We start from the raw sequence: 22382 nt of genomic DNA, 5'->3' as shown, positions 1-22382 counted from the left end.
GAAACGTTAGCAGTCGCTAGCGATCACAAAGAAGTCTGAAGCGTCCTGGGTTTAGTTCCTACCTCAGCTAAAGAAGGGTTGGACAATAGACTTAGGACGCTTCGAACCGTTCCAATATTCCAACTCCCTCACGCATCGCATACCTACGCGCGTCTAGTCGTTATCCGAGGAGTGCATCAGTTGCACTGGGTAGATGTTCACGATGTCAGCGTTATCAAATAGCCATGGGGATTGACTCTGGGTATCGGATGTCATCGTCCGCACCTCCTCTCAAATCTGCCGTAATACTGGGCGATCCACCCCACACACTGGGGCCGATGAGTGTGAGAACCGAGGGCAACAGGAGTGGGCGAACAATCAACGCGTCCATTGCCACGGCCATGGCGAGACCCAAACCAATTTCACGCACGATGCTGATCTCCGCAACCATGAACGAAAGAAATACTCCGATCATGATGATCGCCGCGAAGATTACCAACCGCGATGTTTTTGCGATTCCGAGAGCAATGGCATGTCTATGACGCGCGGTCTTAACAAACTCTTCTTTCATACGGGACGCCATAAGCACCATGTAGTCCATCGATAGGCCAAAGACGATGGCGAAGATAACGATCGGGGTGACCGAGTTGATGGAATCACCCGTCACGGCTTTCCATATAAAGGACAACAGTCCCATCGCTGCAGAGACCACCAGTCCGTTGAGAGCAACCGCGAGGATGGGCAGGCGCCACGAGCGGAATGCCCAGCCCAGCAGGGCCAACGAGATGAGCACCACGGCTGCGATGATCCAGGGAATGGAGCTTTCGACCAAGCGGTCGAAATCATCCCCCTGGGCGGTGGCTCCCGAGACGTAGACATCAGCCTGGTCGCCTGTGAGATCTTTAGTATCTCGGATCATCTCGTGGGCGTCATCAGAATCCGGCAGTCCCGTCGAGGTGACGAGCACGCGAGAGTAATTCACTGACTGTTGCGATCCCGATAGTGGGTAGGGGGAGAACTTTTCCTCTGGCGTCCCCGGGACAAGCACCTGATCGACGTTGCTGACGCCACCAAGTTCGTCGGCGAATGCTGTAGCTTTCGCCTGCACGTCTTCAGCTGATTCGCCCGGTGCCCCTTCGAAGGTCACGCTCGTGGGGAACAAGGCGCGGGCATCGAGTTCGGACTGGATCGCTTCGATGCCCTCACGGGAATCCTTGCCCTCTGGGAGGATCGACGCGCTGGCGACTGGGACCTGCAGCTTGATTCCCGCCAACGGTGCGGCACATACGAGCAGTGGAACGACGACCGCGAGAGCCACGATGGCTGGTTTGGTCAGTGCGGTGCGGAGCATCGGTGAATCTTTTTCCTCCTCGATAACCAGCGCGTCGTGGAAGCCTGGCAGTTTGCCGAAGAAGAGTCGGTCGCCGAGCGCGGTGATGATGGCCGGCACCAGGGTGGACAGAGCAAGCAGCGCAATCGTCGTCACAATGATCCCTGCCAACGCAATAGAAGAAAAGACCATATTCCGTGCGATAAACAGGGCGCACAAGGCGGCGATGACGCTCAGGCCACCAAAGCGGATGGCATGCCCCGCGGTATGCGTCGCCAGGCGCAATGCCTCCGGTTTGTCCACTCCAGCGTGGATGTTCTCTTTGTAACGAGCAATGAGGAAGAGACAGTAGTCCACGCTCACGGCCAAGCCGATCAATGATGCACCCGTGACGTACATGTTCGACACATCCATGAACTGAGCCAAGACCGTCCCGACACCTTGTGTTCCCGCCAGGCAGATGCCTGCCGTGATCAGCGTGACCACGGTCGGACCGACGGCGCGGTAGATGAACAGCAGCACGAGGATGAGCAGCGGGAAGGCGATCATTTCCGCGTGCAGGGCATCTTGCTGGGACTGAATATTCAGGTCATAGTCCAGTGCCGCAGCGCCCGTAACATGACTGTCTATCGCGGTGCCGTCGACAGCCTCGGCGACTTTGTCACGGAGTGTGGGCACCATGTTCTGTGTCGTCATGTTGTCGGCGTCGAAGCCGACTTGGACGATCTGCGTCTGCCCGGAGTCAGAACCGAGCTGCGCGACTTGTCGTCCATCTGTCACATGTTCAACGTGTGGCAGCTCGTGGATGGCAGTTTCCACGGCGTCCAGTGTTGAAGAATCGACGGTCTCGTCGGAGGTGAGCACGACGGAGAGTTCATTGTCGGCGTCGCCGAAGGCCTCGCGGTTGACGTCTTGGCCGGCGAACGATTGACCGTGTTGGTCATTAAAACCGCCGGCTTTGACGGCGTCGTTAAGATGCCATGCGCCGACCGCGCTGAGGACGAACACTACCGCCCACAAGAGAATCACGAGCTTGGCGTGACGCTGAACAAACGTAAGAATCATGGGTTATGGCCTCCCGTGTGCTGCGCCGGTGATCTGGGCTACAGCACCAGAGATCTTCTCTTTGCGCGCGACTCCTCGGGGATCAGCAGCATCAATGTTGTGTAGTGCGTGTTCGTAGGCGTCGACGGCGCCGGAGGTGTCACCGGCGGCAGCCAGGGACTCCGCAAGCCCCACATAGGCCTGTGATGTCATCTGCCCTTCGCGGGCGACGGCACGCTTGAAGTGCGTGCTCGCTTTGCCTGTGCCGCCTCCCATCCATGACGGCAGGACCAGAGAGCTACGACCAGCGAGGTAGGCCGCGAAGTCGTAGGACGAATGCAGGTCGGAAAGTCGATCGGCTTTTTGATTCACGACAGCAGCACGCACCATCGTGCCCACGGGAGTCAGTGAGTTTAAGGCGCGGAAGCCGTCGATGCGTGTTTTCTGTACCTGCAAGTCCAAGCGCCGTCGAGACGTTTTATCTGCAATTCTCAGCAGAAGCTGAATCCGGGAGACGACCTCGGCGGGCAGGTTTCCGTCCACAGTGAGGTTCTCAGCCACCATGGTGCGGGAGAGCGTAACCATCCCGTCGAGCGCCTGGCCGGAATCTTTCGCGGTGACGTGACTGGAGCGGTACTTCAGACCAGAGATCTTGTCGAAAGAGTCATCGCGCATGGCGCGCGCTCGGGCACGGTCATCACCACTGGTCGGCACCGTCAACGGTTGACCAATCGCGACAGAGAGCAACCGGCGGCGGGGAATGGACGCACCCTTCGGAAGCACCTCGGCCAGGCCGGTCATCCCGACGGGAATGACGGGCGTCTTGTTGGCCAATGCCATCCGGAACGCTCCGGACTTAAACGGGAGGAGCCCATCTCCCGTGTTGCGGGTGCCTTCGGGGTAGAGAACGAGTGTGTCATCACGATCCAGTACATCGCGGGCACGTTGGAAGATTTCTTCGCTGGGCGCGTTGCGGTCCACGGGGTAGCAGTCCATGGATTCGTGCCAGACGCGCGACAAGAAAGTGTCGAAGGCTTCCGCCTTTGTCGGGAACCAGACGCGGCCGGGGCGAACAGACTCGGCGAGGGTTTTCATCACGAAGTGGTCCATGTAGGACGAGTGGTTGGCGACGAGGATGACCGGTCCTGTGCGCGGGATATTCTCTAGTCCTTCGACATAACCGACGTGTCGGAGGACGAGGTCGTGGATGCGAGGGGTCGATATTTTGCGGGTGGATTGCCCGATGCGGGTGGTGTTGTAGTTGACCATGGTGGCACTTACTTCACGCTCGTCAGGGGGGTGGCCAGTGGGGAACCGTCGGGACGTTGGGTGATCGCGACACCGGCGGCGACCTGTTCTTGGCGGTAGGTGCGCAAGAGTTCGATGGTGGATAGTGCGATGCCGCGTTCGGCGCACCATTCCACGAGCTGTGGGAGGCGCAGCATTTCGCCGTCGTCGCCGATGATTTCGACGATGGCTCCCACAGGCGCGAATCCAGCCATGGCGGCGAGGTCACTGCCTGCTTCGGTGTGGCCGATGCGGGTGAGCACGCCGCCCTCACGTGCCATGAGTGGGAAGACGTGGCCGGGGCGGTGGAAGTTGCTGGCTACTCCCCCGGAGGCCAACAGGTTGATCGTTGCGGCGCGGTCGGAGGCGGAAATGCCGGTGGTGATGCCGAAGTCGGCGGTGGCATCGCAAGAGACGGTAAAGGAGGTGCCGAAGTCGTCTTCGTTGCGTTCGACCATGGGAGCGAGGTTGAGGGTGCGGGCGTGCTCAGCGGTCATGGGAACGCACAGCAGTCCCTTGCCTTGGGTGATCATGTAGTTGACAGTCTCGGGAGTGATCGCTTCGGCGGCCATGATGAGGTCGCCTTCGTTTTCTCGATCTTCATCGTCGACGAGAACGACCATCTTGCCGGCGGCAATATCCGCGACGATGTCTTCAATGGGAGTCAGGTGGGTTTCTGCATCGAGGCGAGCGGTGGTCTTGGTGTCGTTGGTCTGTGGAATGTCGGTCAGCATGCGGGTCATGGCCAGATCCTTTCAAGAAATACTCGTGACACAACATCAATGTTGCGTCATTGGTATTTATACTTCGGGCTGAAAATGCGCTCCACACGAACGGTAAAGTACCCAAAATTGGGGGTAGTCTGTTACATAATTCCAGCTTAATGAGTAACCATTCTTTTTTTACTGGGTGATCATCTAATATTCATACTATGTCATTAAAGACTCAGAATTCCGCGGTTATTACTCTTGAGCATGATCCGTCTATGATTAGAAAAATCCTGCTCGACATCAGCAATCTCTCCACATGGAACCCTGCCTTCAGCAATATCGGGCCAGAAGATTCCGACGGTGCGCATTCCGTGACCATCCGTAGCCTCCTGAAAGGAAAGTTAACCTACACGCAACCCTCCCCTGACGTCATCACGTTTCATATTGAGATCCCGGGCCTCACCGAAGAATCCACCTTCACCCTCACCCCAGATCCTCGTGGCACGACGGTCGCCCACACCATTAACCAGCACGGTGTCCTCACCGCCATCATCGGTAGCCACGAAGCCTCCCTCGTCCCCCACAAACGCCTGACCCGACTCACTCATACACTGAACGCAACCCATAACACCTTCCCTCATGAATAACACCATTGCTGACCACCCTGAAGAGTTCCGCTACCTCATCCTCGCCCTTCAACGCCAGGGGAATCGCCAGCTCAACGCTTTGTTCTCACAACTTGAACTCACTAACTCTCAAGCCGAAGCCATCGAAATCATCGGCACATATGGCCCCATGAGCACACGAGAAGTCGGCGATTACCTCATCTGTGAATCAGGAAGCCCTAGTCGACTCCTCGCTACCCTCGCAGAGAAACGACTCACAATGACGTCTCAATCTGCTGAAGATAAAAGAGTAACCCTCCACGCTCTCACCCCCGCGGGCCGTGAAATGACTACTGCTATCACCAACCTCAAGAAAGAATTTCACGAAGGCATTAGAACTACGCTCAAGAACGCTCCAAGCGCGCACCCGCAAGACATTCTGACCCAACTAACCCACCTCCTAACGGACCCTTCCCTGTCTGCAGCCATGCAAAAACGCTACCCGCACCTGTTCGATAAGCTGCCCCCACCAGCATCCGCCGAAAAAACGAAGCCTTGAAATGCTCTGGGTTTAGTTACGCTTTGTAGAGGTCGTTGACTGTCCCTACACTTAGCCGGGTTCCGGACTCAGTTAAAGCTGGCATGCTTCAATGACACGTACTGACCGCTTAGATCGCTCTTTGGGATTACCCGGTCGATGTCGAAAAAGGATACAGCCCTGACAATGCAGCTTGTGAGGGACTCTTTGGTCCGATGAAAACAATATGTTTTATGGGAGGATGTGGAACACCAACCAGGAACTGGAAGATGCCATCGCCGGTTATGGTGAGTTCTACAACGACTGCCGGGTCAAGGTGGGGGTTGAACGAAATGAGTATCGCGACTGAAGTGTCAACCATGTCGCGACTCATGACATGGAGCCGCTTGCGAGAATCGAACTCGCGACCTTTTCATTACGAGTGAAACGCTCTGCCGACTGAGCTAAAGCGGCGCGTACATTAAGTACGAAGCGTTATCCTAGCCGACGCAAACCCTGAGCACCAAAACGCCACCTGGGGTTAGCCCGGAAACCCGCTAGGCCACCCCACAGCACTGCTGCAGGCGCCCGGCCATCGCATCCAGCGCCACCTCAGGCCGCACGTTGTACCCCAGCACCTCGCGGCATTCCATCACCGCATCTATGCAGCTCACCAGAGCCGACGCACTATTGCGGCGCGCCAGTTCCTTCGACGTTGCCGCCATGTCCGGGTGCTGGTGGCCGCCCACCGGCACGCCATCGCCATCCACCGCACCCGCGGCCTGCAGCATCGCGTCGCGGTACAGCCCAGCAATGTCGATCAGCGCCAGGTCAAGCGAGTCGCGGGTTCTTCTGGTGCGCCGGTTCTTCTGCTCTTTTTCTAGCTCTTTCATTCTTCCGGACGCCCCCCGCTGGGCCTTTGCAGCACCCTTGCCTTTCGCGCCCACGCCAAGGCTGCTCTCCAGTTCCTCACGCTCCCGCTGATCCAGCTTCTCCAGCTCGCTGGCGGCCTCCTCCTCGGCCTTCTTCACCAGCTCGGAGGTGAAGCGGTACAGCGCGTTGGGCTCGTACACCAGCTGCGGCAGCTTCAGCGCAGTGGCGCGTTTGGTGCGGGCGGCCTCGTCGCTGGCTAGGTGACGAGCCCTTCCAATGTGTCCGGCCGAAACGTCGGCGGCCCATTGGGCTTGGGTTTCGTTGAGGCCTAAGGTGGCGTCACTAAGCAAAACACCCTTAACCGCCGCCGGCGAGGGAGTGGGCACATACACGTGGCGGCAGCGCGACCGCAGGGTGATCGCAATGTCCGAAGGGTCGGTCGAGGGGGCGCAGAGCAGGAAGACGGTGCGAGCAGGCGGTTCCTCGACGGACTTCAGCAAAGCGTTGGCGGCGGCATCGTTCAGGCGGTCGGCATCTTCCACAACCACCACGCGCCAGCGGGCGACGGTGGGCATGTTTGCGGCCTCGTGGATGGCACCGCGGATCTCGTCGACCGTCAGCACCACACCGGTTGTGGAAACCCACAGGATGTCCGGGTGCGTGCCCGCGGCGGCACTACGGCACTGGTCGCACTCGCCGCAGCCACCGTGCGGGCACACCAACGCGGTGGCGAAGACCTTCGCCGCGATGGAACGCCCCGAGCCGGGCGGGCCGGTAAACAGCCACGAGTGGGTCATCGCCTGCGGATCCTCCACAGCCCTCTGCAGCGGGCGGCGGACAGATTCCGCCGTGATGCGCCCGAAAACCCCTGGCGCGTCTTCGGCGGCGGTGCCCCGGGTAGTGGCCGCAGTAGTGGCCGGTGTGGTTTCCGTCATGGTTACTCAGTGTAGCTATCAACGAGGACAGGACAGACGCACCCGGCATGGGGCGGCGTGAGTTAATCTGAAGGGCATGAAACAACTGCTGCGCTACCTCTCGTGGGCCTGGGGAACCTCCTGGCCCCTGTACGCAGCAACCGTTCTGGCCACGAACGTCATCGGGGCGACCGCCGTGGCGACGTTCCTGCGTTTCTTCATTCCGCTGCCCGCCGCGCGCGAGCTGACGAGCCCTGATACCACCATCGCCTCGCTGTACCTGATCTATTTCGGGGTGGCCGTGGTCGCCGGCATCGCGATGACTTTGTACTTCTTCGCCCCCGTGCTGCGCTGGCAGCGCACGCCCCAGGCCTACGACCCGAACATGGTGCGCGACCTGGTGCTGCGCATTCCGTTGCTGCAGACAATCACGGGCATTGTGCTGTGGGGCATCGGGGTGGTGCTGTTCACCGTCGTGGCCTGGAGGCATAGCACTGAGTGGGGCATAACCGTCGGTGTGACGGCCACGCTCGGCGGAATGATGGTGAGCCTGATGACGTACATGGAGGCCGAGCGCCTGGTGCGTCCCGTCGCCGCGAAGGCGCTGGCGAAGGGCGCACCGGACCACTCGCGACTCTCCCCTCTTTCGCACCGCCTGATGACTACGTGGGCACTGACCTCCGCCGTGCCCGTGCTGGGCATGGTGCTGCTGCTCTTCGCTGCGGCCACCGAGTTCTACCCAGAAGACTCCGGCGGCATCATTCCGGCAATGCTGGCGCTGGCGCTGACCACTCTACTGACCGGCTTCATGGGAACCATGTTGTTCTCAATGGCTGTGGCCGACCCGATCCGCGAACTGCAATACGCCATCAACCGCGTGCGCCGGGGCAAGGTGAACACGGACGTGCGAATCTACGACTCCTCGGAGATCGGCGTGCTGCAGGCCGGCTTCAACGAGATGATGCGCGGTTTGCAGGAGCGCCAGCGGGTATCGGACCTCTTCGGCCGCTATGTCGGCACCGAGGTCGCCCGCCGCGCGCTGGAGGAAAAGCCGGAGCTAGGCGGCGAAACTCGGCACGTGGCCGTGCTCTTCGTGGACGTGATCGGCTCCACCGGGTTTGCCACGGAGAAGGAACCGCAGCACGTGGTGAAGGCCCTCAACGAGTTCTTCGACCGCGTGGTGGAGGTCGTGCACGCCAACAAGGGCATCATCAACAAGTTCGAGGGTGATGCCGCGCTGGCTGTGTTCGGTGCACCTCTGCCGCTGGACGATGTGGCCGGCCACGCACTAGCCGCCGCCCGCGAGCTAAAGGCGAAGCTGCAGGGCTTGGAATTCGCCGCGGGAGTTGGCGTGGCCGCCGGTTCCGTCGTCGCGGGCCACATCGGCGCGAAGGATCGCTTCGAGTACACCGTCATCGGCGACGCTGTGAACCAGGCCGCCCGCCTGACGGATCTGGCGAAGAACACCCCCGGACAGGTGCTGACAAGTGCCGTAACTCTGCGCGCGGCCAACGAGGCCGAGCAGGCTCGCTGGACCATGATGAAGTCCGTGGAGCTGCGCGGCCGCCGCGAGATGACACAGATCGCCCGCCCCATCCGCGCGACCTTGGCCGACCGTTCGGAGGCTTAGGCCCCGCGCCGTACTGCGGCGATGGGGAGGTTTCTTTTCGACGCCACCTCGTCCCACCACGCCGCCGTCTTCTGCCCCACTGCCGCGGCCAGCTGCTCGGCGGTGATCCCCTTGGATTGCAGCTGCTCGGCCGTGGTGCCCTCCGGCAACAGGCCTTCCTCGTGCAGCGCCTCGATGAGGCCGACGAAGAAATGCGGCTCCAGCGCAGCGATAGCCACCCAGCCCCCACACTCAGCCTGGTAGAGGCCGTAACCCGGCAGAAGGCCACCAAGCAGAGTGTCCGGGCCGGTCAGGCGGAAGCGGGCGGGTGTGGCGAACTCCGTGGCCATGTCCGCCAGGGCGACCTCGTGGTAGCTGCCCTGGCCGGTGGCGCTAGCCTGCCATAGGGCTGCCAGCGCCTGCGAGACGGCGCGTTCCGCGCCCGCCAGGTCAGCGATAGGTACCACGGGCATGACGGGCTCATCGCCGTTAAAGGAAAGGGTGCCTGCGTGTGCTTCATAGGTCAGGTCGTGGCCGGCGACGTCGACGTGCTCTCCGGAGTGGCCAACGATCGCCACCTGCGCCAGCGACGGGTAGCGCGCGCGAAGATCTTCCCAGCCGAGCCCCAGGCGCTGCAGCGAGGCAGGGCGGGAGCTCGTGAGCAGCAGATCCGCCTCTGCCAGCAGTTCGTGTAGTTCCTGCAAGCCGGATTCCTGCTTCAGGTCGATGCTGCGAACCTCCTGCCCCTCCACCAAGTGCTGGTAGTAGGGCTCGCAGTACAGGCGCATGGGGTCGGCAGCCTTGCCGGGGCCTTCGACCTTGATGACGGTGCCGCCGAGCTCATGCAGGCGCTTGGCGGCAACGGGGCCTGGCAGGTTCGGGGCCAGGGTGACGACGGTGAAGTTCGGGAGCTGGTGCATGCTGATGAACGTATCAGTTCCCACCCAAAAGTAAGGGCGATTTAGCGAGACTTCTTCACCGTGCGCTTGGTCAGCGTCGGCGGCTTTTTCGCCGTCTTTTTCGTCGTCTTCTTTGCTGCCTTCTTGGACGTCTTCTTCGTCGTTTTCTTGGCCGACTTCTTTGCGGCCTTGCGGCTCGACTTCGCAGGTGCCGAACCCTCGGCTGCCTGCTTGGCGCGCCGCTCCGACAGCAGCTCGTTCGCGCGGGCGTCAGTCATCGTCTCCGGAGTATCGCCCTTGCGCAGGGAGGCATTGGTGGTGCCATCCGTGACATAAGCGCCGAAGCGACCGTCCTTGACGGTCATCGGCTTGCCGGACACGTCGTTATCACCCAGCTGCTTCAGCGGCGGCTGCGCGGCCGCTCGGCCGCGGCGCTTCGGCTCGGCGTAAATGCGACGAGCTTCGTCGAGGGTGATCGTAAAGATCTGCTCCTCGTTGGCCAGCGAGCGGGAATCCTTGCCCTTCTTGAGGTAGGGGCCGTAGCGACCGTTCTGGGCGGTGATCACCTCGTTGTCGCTCGGGTCGACGCCCACCTCGCGCGGCAGGCTCATGAGCTTCAAAGCCTCCTCCAGCGTCACGCTGGCTGGCTCCATGCCGCTGAACAAGCTGGCGGTCTTGGGCTTCAGTGTCTCCTCGACGATCTGCTTGACGCGTTTTTCCTTCTGCGCCTGCGCTGTCTTGGTCTCGCGGCTCAGCGGCTTCTTGCCCTCAGCCTCACGCTCGCGATCCTGCTCGTCGCGCTCGGCCTCCCAGACCTTCACGGCCTCCTCGGCCACTCGGGATTCCTCGTCTTCGCCGAGCACCTCGGTGACGTAAGGGCCGTAGCGTCCCTCGCGGGCAACGATAGTGCGCCCGTTGGCCGGGTTGGTGCCCAGCTCTCGGCCACCCTGCGGGGTGGCGAAGAGCTTCTCGGCCACCTCCAGGGTCAGCCCGTCCGGGGTCATGGATTCCGGCAGGTTAGCGCGCTGCACCTCCGGCTCGGTACCCTCCGGCGCCCCTGCCGGTGCCGGCTTGATGCGCTCCAGGTAGGGGCCGTAGCGGCCCACGCGGACGACGATCGGCACGCCGTTTTCATCGTCGAAAATGTGCAGGGAGTTCACCCGGCGGGCATCGATCTGCTCCAGGTTGTCGCCCACGATGTGCTTCAAGCCACCCAGGCGGGGCACCACCGCGCCCGGAGCCTCCGGGCGGGAGCTATCGCCGAAGTAGAAGCCCTTCAGCCAGTTCACGCGGTCCTGATCTCCGGCGGCGATGGCATCCAGCTCGTCTTCCATCGCGGAGGTGAAGTCGTAGTCCACCAGGGCACCGAAGTTCTGCTCCAGCAGGCCGACGACGGCGAAGGCCACCCACGATGGCACCAGTGCGTTGCCGCGCGGCAGCACGTAGCCGCGGTCCTGGATGGTGCGAATGATGGATGCATAGGTCGACGGGCGGCCAATGCCCATCTCCTCCATCTTCTTCACCAGCGAGGCCTCGGTATAGCGGGCAGGCGGGTTCGTCGAGTGGCCGTCGGCGGCCACGTCCCGCGCGTTCAGCTCGTCGCCCTTGGTCAGCTGCGGCAGTCGCTTTTCCGCGTTATCGGCGACGTCGCGGCCATCGGCGGTGCGGCTGACCTCCACGTAGGCCTTCAGGAATCCTGGAAAGGTCAGGGTGCGCCCGGTTGCGGTAAATTCACAGGTCTCGCCCGACTTTGCGTCGCCGGCGACGGTTAGCTTCATGGACTGGCCCTTCGCGTCGGCCATCTGGGAGGCCACGGTGCGCTGCCAAATCAGCTCGTAGAGTTTGAACTCCTCGGCATCCAGCTGGTTGCTTAGCTGGCCGGGAGTCTGGAAGGTCTCGCCCGCCGGGCGGATTGCCTCGTGGGCCTCCTGCGAGTTCTTCACTTTGCGGGAGTACTGGCGCGGGCCGTCGGCCACGAACTTCGCTCCGTAGAGCTCCTTGGCCTGCCTGCGGGCGGCCTCGATACCGGCGGTCGACAGGGTGGTCGAGTCGGTACGCATATAAGTAATGTGGCCGTTTTCGTACAGGCGCTGAGCAATGCGCATCGTGCGCTCTGAGGTAAAGCGGAGCTTGCGGCCGGCCTCCTGCTGCAGGGTAGAGGTCATAAACGGCGGGTACGGGCGGCGAGTGTAGGGCTTTTCCTCCACCGCCGTCACGGCGAACTCCTGGCCCTGCAGTCCGTCGGCCAGGGACTTCGCCTTCGCCCCGTCCAGGACAAATGTTTCCTTTGCGCTGGCCTTCAGCTTGCCGTCGTCGCCAAAGTCACGGCCCTGAGCCACGCGCTTGCCGGCGACCGTTGCCAGCCGTGCTTCAAAGGAGTCCGGGGCGGCGTCATCAAGAGAAGAAGAAACAGCATCTACCACGCCGAACGTGGCGCTCAAGTCCCAGTACTCGGCGGCGATAAACTTCATGCGCTCGCGCTCGCGCTCCACGATCACGCGGGTGGCGACGGACTGCACGCGACCGGCGGATAGTCGCGGCATGACCTTCTTCCACAGCACCGGGGAGACCTCGTAGCCGTACAGGCGATCCAGTACGCGGCGGGATTCCTGCGCATCGACCAGGTCGTAATCGAGCTCGCGGGTGTTCTGCGCGGCCTCGAGGATGGCGTTCTTCGTAATCTCGTGGAACACCATGCGGCGCACCGGCACCTTCGGCTTCAGCACCTCAAGCAGATGCCACGCGATAGCCTCACCCTCACGGTCGGGGTCTGTCGCCAGGTACAGCTCATCGACCTGCTTGAGTTTGGCCTTCAGGTCGGAGACCTTCTTTTTCTTGTCCGGGCTGACGACGTAAAGCGCCTCGAAATCTTTATCGACGTTGACGCCCAGACGCGCCCACGGCTCCTTTTTATACTTGGCCGGTACGTCTGCCGCGCCCCGGGGGAGGTCACGGATGTGCCCGACGGAAGCCTCGACGATGTAGTTCGGCCCCAGGATCGGGGCGATCTTCTTGGCCTTCGTCGCCGACTCAACGATCACTAGACGCTTGACGTCATCGTTTGCCATCGGTTGATCTCACACATCCTTCAAAATTTTAAGTTTGCCGGGTGCCATTGTTTATACAGGTTTATCGCAATGGTTCTTTCCGGGGGCCACTTACGCATTTCTAAGCGACACTACGCGGTTTACGCAATTTATTTGCAACCGGGGTAGGCGCGGCCTTAACCGGCGAAGCCCCCGCCTGGGCGCGATATGCACCGCTGGCGGGGGCTTGCTAAAACCCTGTGGGTTTAAAGCGCCGTGACGTTCTGAGCCTGCGGGCCCTTGGCGCCCTCGCCGATCTCGAACTCGACCTTCTGGTTCTCCTCGAGGGTGCGGAAGCCGCTGCCCTGGATCTCAGAGTAGTGGACGAAGACGTCGGAAGATCCGTCGTCCGGGGCGATGAAGCCAAAGCCCTTCTCCGCGTTGAACCACTTGACGGTTCCCTGTGCCATGAATTTCTACCTATCTTATTGAATCTGTCCGGCGCAAGTCTTCTGCGACCACCAAACGCCGAGGTCGGAAGATACTTCGTTTCCAACCCATTCGGCCCAAAACCCAACGAGACCCCACCTCACGCCGAGGCGAGCGGAAAAGTTCCGAGGATTTTAATAACCACACGACAGTCTGCCACGTTGCGGGTTAAACATTCGGACGAGTGTGGATTCCGCAGGACAATAACTTGTATCCACCCCCTAATGGGTCTAGAACTGACTTTAATGTCCGACCCCACGCCCCCTACCCCAGACTCCGCGCCCGACGATCCCGCGGGCAGCACGGCAAACAGCGCAGCGAGCGGCACAGCCCCGTCGTTCGGCGAGGAACTGCTGGCCGATCTGACGCCCGAATTTCCGCGCTCCACCGTCACCCATACACGCACCATCCCCGCCCGCCCATCACAGACGGCGCAGTGGCCGGACTGGGCCGACGAGACTCTGGTGAAATACCTGCATGAGCAGGGAATTCCTACCCCCTGGTCGCACCAGGTGGAGACCGCGAACCACGCGCACGCGGGCCGGGATGTGGTGGTTGCCACCGGCACGGCGTCCGGAAAGAGCCTCGGTTACCAGCTAGCGGCCCTGAGCGACCTCGCTACGGCGAGCACCGCGACGGCTCTTTATATTGCACCGACGAAGGCCCTGGCGCAGGACCAGCGGGCGGCGCTGGCGCGGATGTGCGCGGGCGCGGCGAACCTGAACGACATCATGGTGGCCACTTACGACGGCGACACTCCGCCTGAGACGCGACGGGTGATCCGCGACCAGGCGCGGGTGATTGTGACGAACCCGGACATGCTGCACGCCTCGATCCTGGGGAATCCGCAGTCGTGGAGCCGGCTGCTGCGCACGCTGCGCTATGTGGTGATCGACGAGTGCCACGTGTACCGCGGGGTGTTTGGCGCGCACGTGGCGATGGTGCTGCGCAGGCTTTTGCGGCTGTGTGGGACGGCGCCGACCATCGTTTTGGCGTCCGCGACCAGCGTGGATCCGGCGGCACACGCGCGCCGGCTGACGGGGCGGCCAGAGGTAGTGGCAGTGACCCATGACGGGGCACCCGCGGGCGAGCGAACCGTCGCGCTGTGGGAACCCGGATTCCTGCCGGACGTGGAGGGCGAGAATGGCGCTCCGGTGCGGCGGGCGGCGAACTCCGAGGCTGCGGACGTGATGGGGTTGGCGATCGCCCAGGGCGCGCGGACGCTGACTTTCGTGCGCTCCCGGCGCAGCGCGGAGGTGGTTTCCGTCGCCGCCGCGGAGAAACTGTCGGCGCTGGGGCGCAGCGCGGATGCGGTGCGGGTGGCGGCCTATCGCGCGGGTTACACCCCGGAGGATCGCCGCGAGCTGGAGCGTCGCTTCGACAACGGCGAGCTACTGGGCATCGCCTCGACGAATGCACTGGAGCTGGGCATCGACGTCGGCGGGCTAGATGTGGTGGTGACCAGCGGCTTCCCTGGCACTATCGCCAGCTTCCGGCAGCAGGCCGGGCGCGCGGGCAGGCGCGGGCAGGGTGCGCTAGTGGTGTTGGTCGGCGCAGACGATCCGATGGATACGTACCTTCTGCACCACCCGGAGGCTTTGCTGGATCGGCCAGTGGAGAACACAGTGTTCGACCCGACGAACCCCTACGTGCTGGCAGACCACGTGGTGTGCGCGGCCGCGGAGAAGCCCCTGTCCGAGGCGGAGGTTGAGCACTGGGGCGCGGAGCGAGTGGTGGAGCACCTGCTGCGCCAGGGCGCACTGAAGCGCAGGCCGCGAGGCATATTCGCAGACCTGAAGGTAGCGGAGCAGGTGCATTCGCGGGTCTCGATTCGCGGCGGGGCGGCGACCCAGGTGGCGATTGTGGAGGCCGATTCCGGCCGACTGCTGGGCACGGTGGATCAGTCGCGCGCGACGTCGGACGTGCACACCGGGGCGGTGTATATGCACCAGGGCGAGACGTTCGTGGTGCAACTGCTGGACCTGGAGGAATCCGTGGCGTGGGTGCGGCCGGAGTTCCCGGAGTACACCACCCAGGTGATCCGCGATACCGACATTGCGGTACGGCGCACCCGGGGGACGCGCAAGGTCTGCGACGGGGTGTGGCTGGCGGATGTGGACGTGGAGGTTTCGCATACCGTCAGCGGTTATCGTAAGCGCCTGCCGGGTGGCGAGATCCTGGAGACCGTGCCTCTGGACGTGCCGCCGGAGTCGCTGCGCACCCGCGCGGTGGCTTATACCGTGGATCCGGACGTGCTGCTGGATCTGGGACTGCCGGAGCCGACGTGGCCGGGGACGTTGCATGCTGCTGAGCATGCAGCGATCGGCCTGTTGCCACTGATTGCGACGTGCGACCGTTGGGATATTGGTGGTGTTTCTACCGCTTTGCATGCGGATACGGGTTTGCCGACGGTGTTTGTGTACGACGGTTATGCGGGTGGTGCGGGTTTCGCCGAGCAGGGCTTTGCACGCTTTGCCGAGTGGATGGCCGCCACCGCCGAGACCGTGGAGACCTGCGAGTGCGAGTCCGGTTGCCCGTCTTGTGTGCAGTCGCCGAAGTGCGGTAACGGCAACGATCCGCTGTTCAAGGCGGGCGCGGTGTTGTTGTTGCGGGCACTGGCCGGGGCGGCGGGTTAGTTCACTGTTTTTTCTTTGGGACGCCCACATCCCGGCTTGCCTAAGAATATACTTTTCCGCATGAAGTCTTTTCCTGGGAAAAATCACAATGGGTTCCGGCGGAGTTTTAAGGCGAGCATTGCCGCCACGATGTCCTTGATTGCGTTGTCCGGGATGGGCGGGGTGGCCACCGCGCAGTCCGCGGCGCCGTCTGGGCTCCAGTCGAGCGCTTCCGCGCTGGTCAACAAGGGCGAGCCGATGCGTACCCCGGCTCCCTTCGCGGGCAGCCCGGTGGATAGTGGGCTGAAGATCGGCGCGGTTCCAGCTAAGGCGGGGGCGCTGATGAACACTGTTCCACTTGATCCGGCTGTCGGCTTGACCGCTGCTGGCCAGCAGTTCCGTTTTAGCTACTCGACGACCAACCAGCACGGGGCGGTATCGCCTTCCACCGGCGCGGTGTTCTTCCCGAAGGGCAAGGCTCCGGCTGGTGGCTGGCCAGTGCTGGCGTGGGCACACGGAACGGTGGGGCTGGCGGATCAGTGCACCCCGTCAATGAATCCACGCTCCCAGCGGGATCAGGACTATCTGAACCATTGGCTCAACCAGGGGTATGCGATCGTCGCCAGCGACTATGCGGGTATGGGCACCGAGGGACTGATGAGCTACCTCAACGGCAAGTCCACCGCCGCTAACGTGGTAGATTCCGTGATCGCCGCGCAGGATCTGCCTGCGGTGAAGCAGGGTGGCCAGAAGCTTTCCCGCAACTGGGCGGTGATTGGCCAGTCCCAGGGCGGCGGCGCGGCCCTGCACGTCGCTTTGCGCGCCACGAAACGGAGCCAACAGGCGAACCTGAACTTCCTGGGCACGGTGGCCACGGGCGCTCCGGCTTATGTAGAGGAGATCGTATTGGCGGGCAGCCCGACCTTCCCGCCCGTTCCCTTGCCGGCAGGGTTGAACACTTACGCGATGTATATTGTCGCGGCGTTCCGGGAGGCCAACCCGAACGTGGACGTCGATTCCGCCCTGACTGACGAGGGCAAGCGCATGGTGAAGGCCGCTGAGGATTCTTGTTATCCGGAGCTTTCCGAAGCCCTGAAGGGCACGAATGTTGCCCGAGCGTTTTCGAAGCCGCTCCGCGAGGTGCCGGGCCTGGAGCCCGCGCTGCGCGAGTTCATGCAAACGCCTGCGACCGGCTACGATAAGCCGGTTTTCCTGGGCCACGGTCTGAAGGACATGGACGTACCCACCCCTATCGGCATCATCTTGAACACGGACATGTGGATCAACCAGTTCATAGGGGATATGCGCAGCCGTAACCAGCGGGTGGAGGTGCACTGGTATCCCACCGATCACGGCGGGACCGTCCCCGCTTCGCAGGTGCACTCCACCCCGTTCCTGGCTGAGCTGTTCCGCAACGCTTAGCCTGCGTAAGCGCGGCTTTGCGCCACGCCCCGCGCCACATCGCGGTACGCCCGCAGTACACTGCCTGGCTACTCCGCCGGCCCGGCAGTGGCCTGCGCCTTCTGCGGGAGGATACGCGAGTTCGATCCCATGCGGGTGGTGACGTCCACCGTCACGAACTCGCCTTTGACCTCGCAGCTTTCCACGTCGGCGCCGTTCGCGCCGGCGATGCTGCGCGCCGTATCGCACGGCTCGCCCTCGCCCGTCTGCACCACCATCGCGGCCGATAGCGCGGCTAGGTCCGCGGCCGTACTGGCCTGCTCCTTGTGTCCCAGCATGGCGCTGCCGAGCGCCAACAGGGAAACCATCGACAGGATGCCGAGCGTGATCATCGCCCCATAGACGGTGCTCATGAGCTCGTCTCCACCTCCCCTATTCCCCGTCGGGCTCCACCAGCGTGACGGCCTCGCCGTGAACGTCGAACAGCGCCCCGTCCTTGGTGACTTTCACCCGCACAAGCGGCGATTCCGCACTACCTTCGCGGGATGTGGAGACGTCAGCGGTGGCGTCAATCTGCCTAGCGAGAGCAACCCCATCGCCGCCGCGCGCTTCGGCCCGGGCCACGGTCCGTGCCAGTGATTGCGCCGTGGCGGCCTGTGACATGGTGACCAATCCCGCGGCGGATCCACCCGCGACGAGCGTTATGGCGGACAGGACGATAGCGCCTTCGACTGTGTTCATGTTCGTTCCTGGTTAAAGATTGTTGTGTGTAGTTCGTGATGTTGTAGTTCGTGGTGCGTATTTTTAGTGACGCCCCCACGCGCCCGAGCCTTGAAGAGCTCAGGAACGCGGGGCGCTGTGTGACCCCGGAGGCTAGCGAGGAGCCTTCCGGGCTACTTCGTGTTCAGTGCTCTATCGAAGATTCCACTGAGTGCCTGTTCCACGGTGTCCGAGGTCACGACGGTGTACAGCAGCGCTCCGAGTGCAGCTGCAGCGACGCATCCCAAGGCGTATTCCACCGTCGACATACCCCGATCATCGGCGTATCGACTATAGATAGCACCAATAATCTGGTTCCACCAACGGGTGATTGGGTGCAGGTCAGAATACGTTTCTTCCGAGATTCCAATGCTCGGATCCGTCTTGACCGGCGCAGGCTGGAGTTGCTCCGGCGCCACATCCGGCGTGAAAGCGGTTGACGTGGGTGTAGTTGGAGTGAGGGTAGTTGGCACGGTGATGGTTGGAGTGGTCATGGTCAGTATCCTTCCCCGGCGGTACGAAAGGCGCGCCGCCGTGTTGAGTGAGTTGTGATCGGTAGATGTCGGATGTCGGTGTGAGTTGCTTCTCCGGGAGTGGCCCTTACCTCGCGTCGGTACCCATAGCTCCTAGAGCGAGGCCATTCCGATGGCCAGCGGTATCAAGCCGACGAAGACGAAGGCCGGGAGGAAGCAGAGGGTCAGTGGTGCCGCTAAGGCGATCAAGACCTTTTCGGCTCCGGCGGTTGCCTTATCGGCGGCAACGCGGCGGAGGTGTTCGGCCTGTTGATGCATTCCATCGGCAAGCGATGTTCCGGCGCGGGTTTGCTGCGCCGCTTGGCGGGCGATGGGGCCAAAGAGGGAATGCTCGGCCAGCGTAAGCCAGGCGTCTTTTCCTCCACCGAGGTTCAGCAGCGCCATGGCGCGGCCGAGTTTCCCTTCCCCATCGTGTTCACCATCGTGGATTAACTGCCCCACCCCCACGTCCCAGGCTGGCAACAATGCCTTTCCGGCACGCAGCGCAGCCGCGGAAACGTCGAGGGCGCGGGCCGCATCCAGCGGACCCAAGGGTGTGGAGCCAGCAGGTCCGGCCCGCACACCCACTCCGCCCAGCGGTGATGTGGTCAGCGATTCGCTCAGATGCTCCGTCCACAGGGTGCCGGCGCACACCAACCCCACCCCGGCCAAGAAAAGCAGTACTCCCAGCACATTCGTCAGCAGGAAAGTCAGCGTGCCCAGCCCGCTGCTCTGCCCCAACACCACCGCGCCAACCGGCAGTGCCAGCAGCACCGTGACCGTTAGCCGCGCGCCCGCCGTCGCGGAGGTGGACTTGGAAATGTGCGCCAACTGCGCATCAATGTCGGTCACGTGTGCCCGTGCCAGCGCTGACAACCCCACGCCGTGGCGGTGGGAAATGCCCCAAATGTGAAATAGATGGGCCAGGAATCGAGGGGTGTCGCTGCCCGGCGCGGAACTAGCAGACTCTGCGCCCGGCGCTGCGCCCAGACGCACCTTCACGCAGGCGACGTCCAGCTCGTGACGCAGCGCCTCGGACTTCAACCCCTCAGCCGCGTGCTCGACGGCTTCCAGGGGGCGGGCGCCTGCAGCTACTTCGCGGGCGATGGCATCCACCACATCGCGCACGTCGGCCAGGGTTTTCATCTGCCGGCGCGTCCGCAGCATCCGTCCCACCACGATCTTGAGGGTGAAGGCCACCATCAATGCGGCCGCCACCACCGCAAGTGCTGGAATCATAGCGCTCCCCCTCCACAGCCCGGCTCATCGCTGAACTCCTCAAACCCCTCGCGGGCGCCGTCGCGCCAGTGCCACAGCACCTCGATGCGCGCCCGCTCGTCGCCGACCAGCCGCCCGATGTGCGTCAGCCGTCGCCCCTGCTCTGTGCGCGAAACGTGCAACACAACGTCTATCCCGTCGATTACCTGGCGGGTCAGTGCAATCCGATCCAGCCCGGCCATCGCGCCCAGCGCCTCCAGCCGCCCGGGCACACTGGCCGGGTCGTTCGCGTGGATGGTGCCCGCACTGCCCGCATGCCCGGTGTTCAGGGCAACCAACAGATCCGCCACTTCGGGGCCGCGGATCTCACCCACCACGATGCGGTCGGGACGCATGCGCAGGCTCTGCTTCACCAGCGCCGTCATGGAGATCGCCCCCGCCCCCTCCGCATTGCCTTCGCGGGTAGCTAGCGCCACGACGTGCGGATGGTCGATCAGCAGCTCCGGGGTGTCCTCCACCACGAGCAGCCGCTGGTCGTAGGCCACCTCCGCCAGCAGCGCGGCCAGCAGGGTCGTCTTCCCCGCACCCGTCCCGCCGCTAATCAGGATGTTCCTCCGCGCCCGCACGATACGCCGCAGCACATCCGCCGTCTCCTCGCTTGCCAGGCCGCCTTGCACCAGCGCGTCTAGGGAGTTCTTCTGCCCCTTGATCGCGCGCAGGCTAATGCAACTTCCGCCCGCCGCCGGCGGAGCCAGCAGTGTATGCACGCGGATCGCCTGCGCCGGTACGTCCGGAGGCAGCTCGCGCAGCACCCCGTCGGCAAAGGGCCGGGCCTCGTCCAGCCGCTCCCCGCACAGCGTTGCCATCCGCACCGCCAGGTCGCGCGCCGCCTCCACGCCTATCTGCACTCCATCTATGGGCTGCATTCCCTCGCCCCGATCCGCCCACACGCTGCCATCCCCGTTGAGCACCACGTCCGTCACCTGCGCATCCTGCAGCGGTCCTGCCAACGGCCCCAGCCCGCTAAACTCCCGCTGCAGAGTCCGCACGTTCTCTACACTCGCCTTTCCGATCAAATGCAGACTCCGCGAAAGATCGTGCTCGTCCGGCCTGCTAATCCCCTGTTCGGCCAGGTCGTCGCGCACGATCGCCAGCAGCCCGCGCTCTGGTTCCGGCTGACTGTTCCTGGTCTTCTTTCTTCGTGACGCCACCTGCGTCTCCCCCGTCCCTGTTATCCCCTAGCTCGCGATTGGTAGCGCGCAGTTGCCGACGATGTGCTGGATCTTCTCCCACACCTCGCGCACCGGCTCGCGGGCGCGGTCGTGCTTCAGCGAGCTTTCAATCCAGTACTCGGCCTCGCCTCGATCCAGGGCGGCAGTGCACTGGTCGTCGTGGCGAATCACTGCCACCGGAACCTCGTCCATCATCATCGCGGCGACAGCCACAGAGGTGGAAGCACCGGGAACTTCCCGCAACACGATCAGCGGCTTGGTTCGGTCGTTTTCCAGCATTCTGTTCCGCAGCGCGCTGGCGGCGGTCGCTCCCTGGATGGTTAGGGGTGCCACCAGGATGTGCACGTCGGGCTCCCCTTCACCCCACTGCTCCTGCCATCCGGCGCTCGCGCTATCGGCCACTGGCAGGCTGCGGCCACAGTCCACCACCAGGTCATCCGCATGCATCAACCCGGCTAGCTGGCCCACGTCCAATCCCCTACCGCCGCTGTGCGCCCCGAAAGTCGGGTAGCGGTCGGCGTAGATCACGGGAACGGCTCCGCCATCCGCGCTGATCTTCTTGCCGCCCGCGCTGTCGAAGCCGAGCATCAGCAGGTGGCTGCGCAGCTGGTCGAAGTCGCAGTCGGCGGGGATCTGGTTGCGGGTCAGCCCCGGCCGCCGCTCTTTGCCCAGCACCAGGTCCAGGCCGCAGGAATGCGGGTCGGCGTCCAGCAACACCGCAGGCCTTCCCTCGCAGGACATGTAGTAGGCCAGCTGCGCTGCAAACAGGCTGGATCCCGCACCACCTACGGCGGAGCTCACCGCGATGCGCACGGCGTCGTTCGAACCAATCATCTCCGCCAACACCATCGCCCCGCCGGCATCCAAGGTAGGCTCCAGCTGATCCACGCGGATCGCCCGCACCAGCCGGTGGCGGGTCAGCTCGCTCTCCCTATCACTCAGCACGATCGCCGAGTTCTGGCAGGTAAACCCGTCTTTCCGATCTAGCTCGCGGAGGAGGTTCGCCTCAAACTCCTCCGTACCATCGTGAATGATCATCGGCCGGCGGGTCACCGCCACGACCATGCGCGCCTCGTTGTTCCACAGCGGATCCGCGATGTCCACGATCACCGGCCGAAGCTGTTCAGTTCGCTCCCGCCCCTTCTTCCGTGCTGCCGCTTTTGCCTTCTTGGCTACTGCTTTGCTCTGCTTCGCTGACTTCCCTGCGCCCATGAACCAAAGGCTCCCAGCTGCACGCTGGTAAAAGTACCCCTGATTTTTTGGCTGTGGAAAAGTCGGGTTGGCGTCATAAAAAAGGGTCTAGACCCTGTGAATAACCCGAAACGCAACAAGATTAGAGTGACATAAGTGGTGCAATTTGACT

The 22382-nt window shown here is 62.9% G+C and carries 18 protein-coding genes and 1 tRNA gene; 5 read left to right on the top strand and 14 right to left on the bottom strand.

The features are described 5' to 3' along the window. Nucleotides 1-214 precede the first annotated feature (214 nt). The 3 genes from JQ46_RS00740 to ribB are packed head-to-tail and all read right to left on the bottom strand — an operon-like array spanning nucleotide 215 to nucleotide 4383. Nucleotides 215-2374 (bottom strand): MMPL family transporter, encoded by a 2160-nt coding sequence (locus JQ46_RS00740; protein WP_034984558.1) that lies wholly within the window; start codon nucleotides 2372-2374, stop codon nucleotides 215-217. 3 nt (nucleotides 2375-2377) lie between these two features. Continuing rightward, on the bottom strand, nucleotides 2378-3622 hold the full coding sequence (locus tag JQ46_RS00735; RefSeq protein WP_034984557.1) for a lysophospholipid acyltransferase family protein: 1245 nt from the start codon (nucleotides 3620-3622) through the stop codon (nucleotides 2378-2380). 8 nt (nucleotides 3623-3630) lie between these two features. Continuing rightward, on the bottom strand, nucleotides 3631-4383 hold the full coding sequence (gene ribB / locus JQ46_RS00730) for a 3,4-dihydroxy-2-butanone-4-phosphate synthase (RefSeq protein WP_034984555.1): 753 nt from the start codon (nucleotides 4381-4383) through the stop codon (nucleotides 3631-3633). Between the two features lie 188 nt (nucleotides 4384-4571). On the opposite strand from ribB, the gene JQ46_RS10865 reads away from it, so the two are divergent. Continuing rightward, nucleotides 4572-4997 carry an SRPBCC family protein gene (locus tag JQ46_RS10865; RefSeq protein ID WP_192817214.1) on the top strand — a complete coding sequence of 142 codons (426 nt, stop codon included), beginning with the start codon at nucleotides 4572-4574 and terminating at the stop codon, nucleotides 4995-4997. Next, entirely contained in the window at nucleotides 4990-5514 is a 525-nt protein-coding gene (locus JQ46_RS00720) for a MarR family winged helix-turn-helix transcriptional regulator (protein ID WP_034984552.1), read from the top strand. The genes JQ46_RS10865 and JQ46_RS00720 overlap by 8 nt, the downstream gene beginning before the upstream one ends. A 356-nt stretch (nucleotides 5515-5870) precedes the next feature. Here the strand turns inward: JQ46_RS00720 and JQ46_RS00715 are convergent. Together JQ46_RS00715 and JQ46_RS00710 are read right to left on the bottom strand one after the other, a co-directional pair. Next, nucleotides 5871-5946: transfer RNA gene (locus JQ46_RS00715), tRNA-Thr, on the bottom strand. Between the two features lie 83 nt (nucleotides 5947-6029). Next, entirely contained in the window at nucleotides 6030-7280 is a 1251-nt protein-coding gene (locus JQ46_RS00710; protein WP_034984551.1) for a DNA polymerase III subunit delta', read from the bottom strand. Between the two features lie 76 nt (nucleotides 7281-7356). Here JQ46_RS00710 and JQ46_RS00705 point away from each other — a divergent pair, with 76 nt between their 5' ends. Then, nucleotides 7357-8889 (top strand): adenylate/guanylate cyclase domain-containing protein, encoded by a 1533-nt coding sequence (locus tag JQ46_RS00705; RefSeq protein ID WP_034984549.1) that lies wholly within the window; start codon nucleotides 7357-7359, stop codon nucleotides 8887-8889. Here JQ46_RS00705 and JQ46_RS00700 read toward each other — a convergent pair. From JQ46_RS00700 to cspE, 3 genes are all read right to left on the bottom strand, one after another. Continuing rightward, a complete protein-coding gene (locus JQ46_RS00700) occupies nucleotides 8886-9788 on the bottom strand; it encodes a CoA transferase (protein ID WP_034984591.1) in 903 nt (300 codons plus the stop codon). The two genes, JQ46_RS00705 and JQ46_RS00700, sit on opposite strands and share 4 nt — an antisense overlap. Before the next feature lie 41 nt (nucleotides 9789-9829). Further along, on the bottom strand, nucleotides 9830-12835 hold the full coding sequence (gene topA, locus JQ46_RS00695; protein ID WP_034984547.1) for a type I DNA topoisomerase: 3006 nt from the start codon (nucleotides 12833-12835) through the stop codon (nucleotides 9830-9832). 224 nt (nucleotides 12836-13059) lie between these two features. Continuing rightward, nucleotides 13060-13263: a transcription antiterminator/RNA stability regulator CspE gene (gene cspE, locus JQ46_RS00690; protein WP_005292238.1), complete on the bottom strand. Its 204-nt coding sequence runs from the start codon at nucleotides 13261-13263 to the stop codon at nucleotides 13060-13062. Nucleotides 13264-13527: 264 nt separating this feature from the next. Here cspE and JQ46_RS00685 point away from each other — a divergent pair, with 264 nt between their 5' ends. Together JQ46_RS00685 and JQ46_RS00680 are read left to right on the top strand one after the other, a co-directional pair. After that, a complete protein-coding gene (locus tag JQ46_RS00685) occupies nucleotides 13528-15918 on the top strand; it encodes a DEAD/DEAH box helicase (RefSeq protein ID WP_034984545.1) in 2391 nt (796 codons plus the stop codon). Between the two features lie 60 nt (nucleotides 15919-15978). Continuing rightward, complete coding sequence (locus JQ46_RS00680) at nucleotides 15979-17319, top strand: alpha/beta hydrolase (protein ID WP_051876178.1); 1341 nt, start codon at nucleotides 15979-15981, stop codon at nucleotides 17317-17319. 68 nt (nucleotides 17320-17387) lie between these two features. Here JQ46_RS00680 and JQ46_RS00675 read toward each other — a convergent pair whose 3' ends face one another. From JQ46_RS00675 to JQ46_RS00650, 6 genes are all read right to left on the bottom strand, one after another. Beyond that, the gene (locus tag JQ46_RS00675) at nucleotides 17388-17711 is read right to left on the bottom strand and encodes an Rv3654c family TadE-like protein (RefSeq protein WP_034984543.1); all 324 of its coding nucleotides are present in this window, start codon (nucleotides 17709-17711) and stop codon (nucleotides 17388-17390) included. Between the two features lie 19 nt (nucleotides 17712-17730). Next, a complete protein-coding gene (locus JQ46_RS00670) occupies nucleotides 17731-18039 on the bottom strand; it encodes a hypothetical protein (protein WP_034984541.1) in 309 nt (102 codons plus the stop codon). A gap of 152 nt (nucleotides 18040-18191) precedes the next feature. Continuing rightward, nucleotides 18192-18551, bottom strand: a complete 360-nt coding sequence (locus JQ46_RS11605) for a DUF4244 domain-containing protein (RefSeq protein ID WP_080719462.1) — start codon at nucleotides 18549-18551, stop codon at nucleotides 18192-18194. Between the two features lie 132 nt (nucleotides 18552-18683). Beyond that, a complete protein-coding gene (locus JQ46_RS00660; RefSeq protein WP_034984539.1) occupies nucleotides 18684-19808 on the bottom strand; it encodes a type II secretion system F family protein in 1125 nt (374 codons plus the stop codon). Then, complete coding sequence (locus tag JQ46_RS00655; RefSeq protein ID WP_155271069.1) at nucleotides 19805-20998, bottom strand: TadA family conjugal transfer-associated ATPase; 1194 nt, start codon at nucleotides 20996-20998, stop codon at nucleotides 19805-19807. The genes JQ46_RS00660 and JQ46_RS00655 overlap by 4 nt, the downstream gene beginning before the upstream one ends. A gap of 27 nt (nucleotides 20999-21025) precedes the next feature. After that, the gene (locus tag JQ46_RS00650) at nucleotides 21026-22231 is read right to left on the bottom strand and encodes a hypothetical protein (RefSeq protein ID WP_034984537.1); all 1206 of its coding nucleotides are present in this window, start codon (nucleotides 22229-22231) and stop codon (nucleotides 21026-21028) included. Nucleotides 22232-22382: the final 151 nt, after the last annotated feature.

Origin of the sequence: Corynebacterium jeikeium (assembly GCF_000738175.1) — a bacterium.
Taxonomy (GTDB): domain Bacteria; phylum Actinomycetota; class Actinomycetes; order Mycobacteriales; family Mycobacteriaceae; genus Corynebacterium; species Corynebacterium jeikeium_C.
Note: the sequence above shows the minus strand (reverse complement) of the source record. Positions and strands in the feature narration are given on the sequence as shown.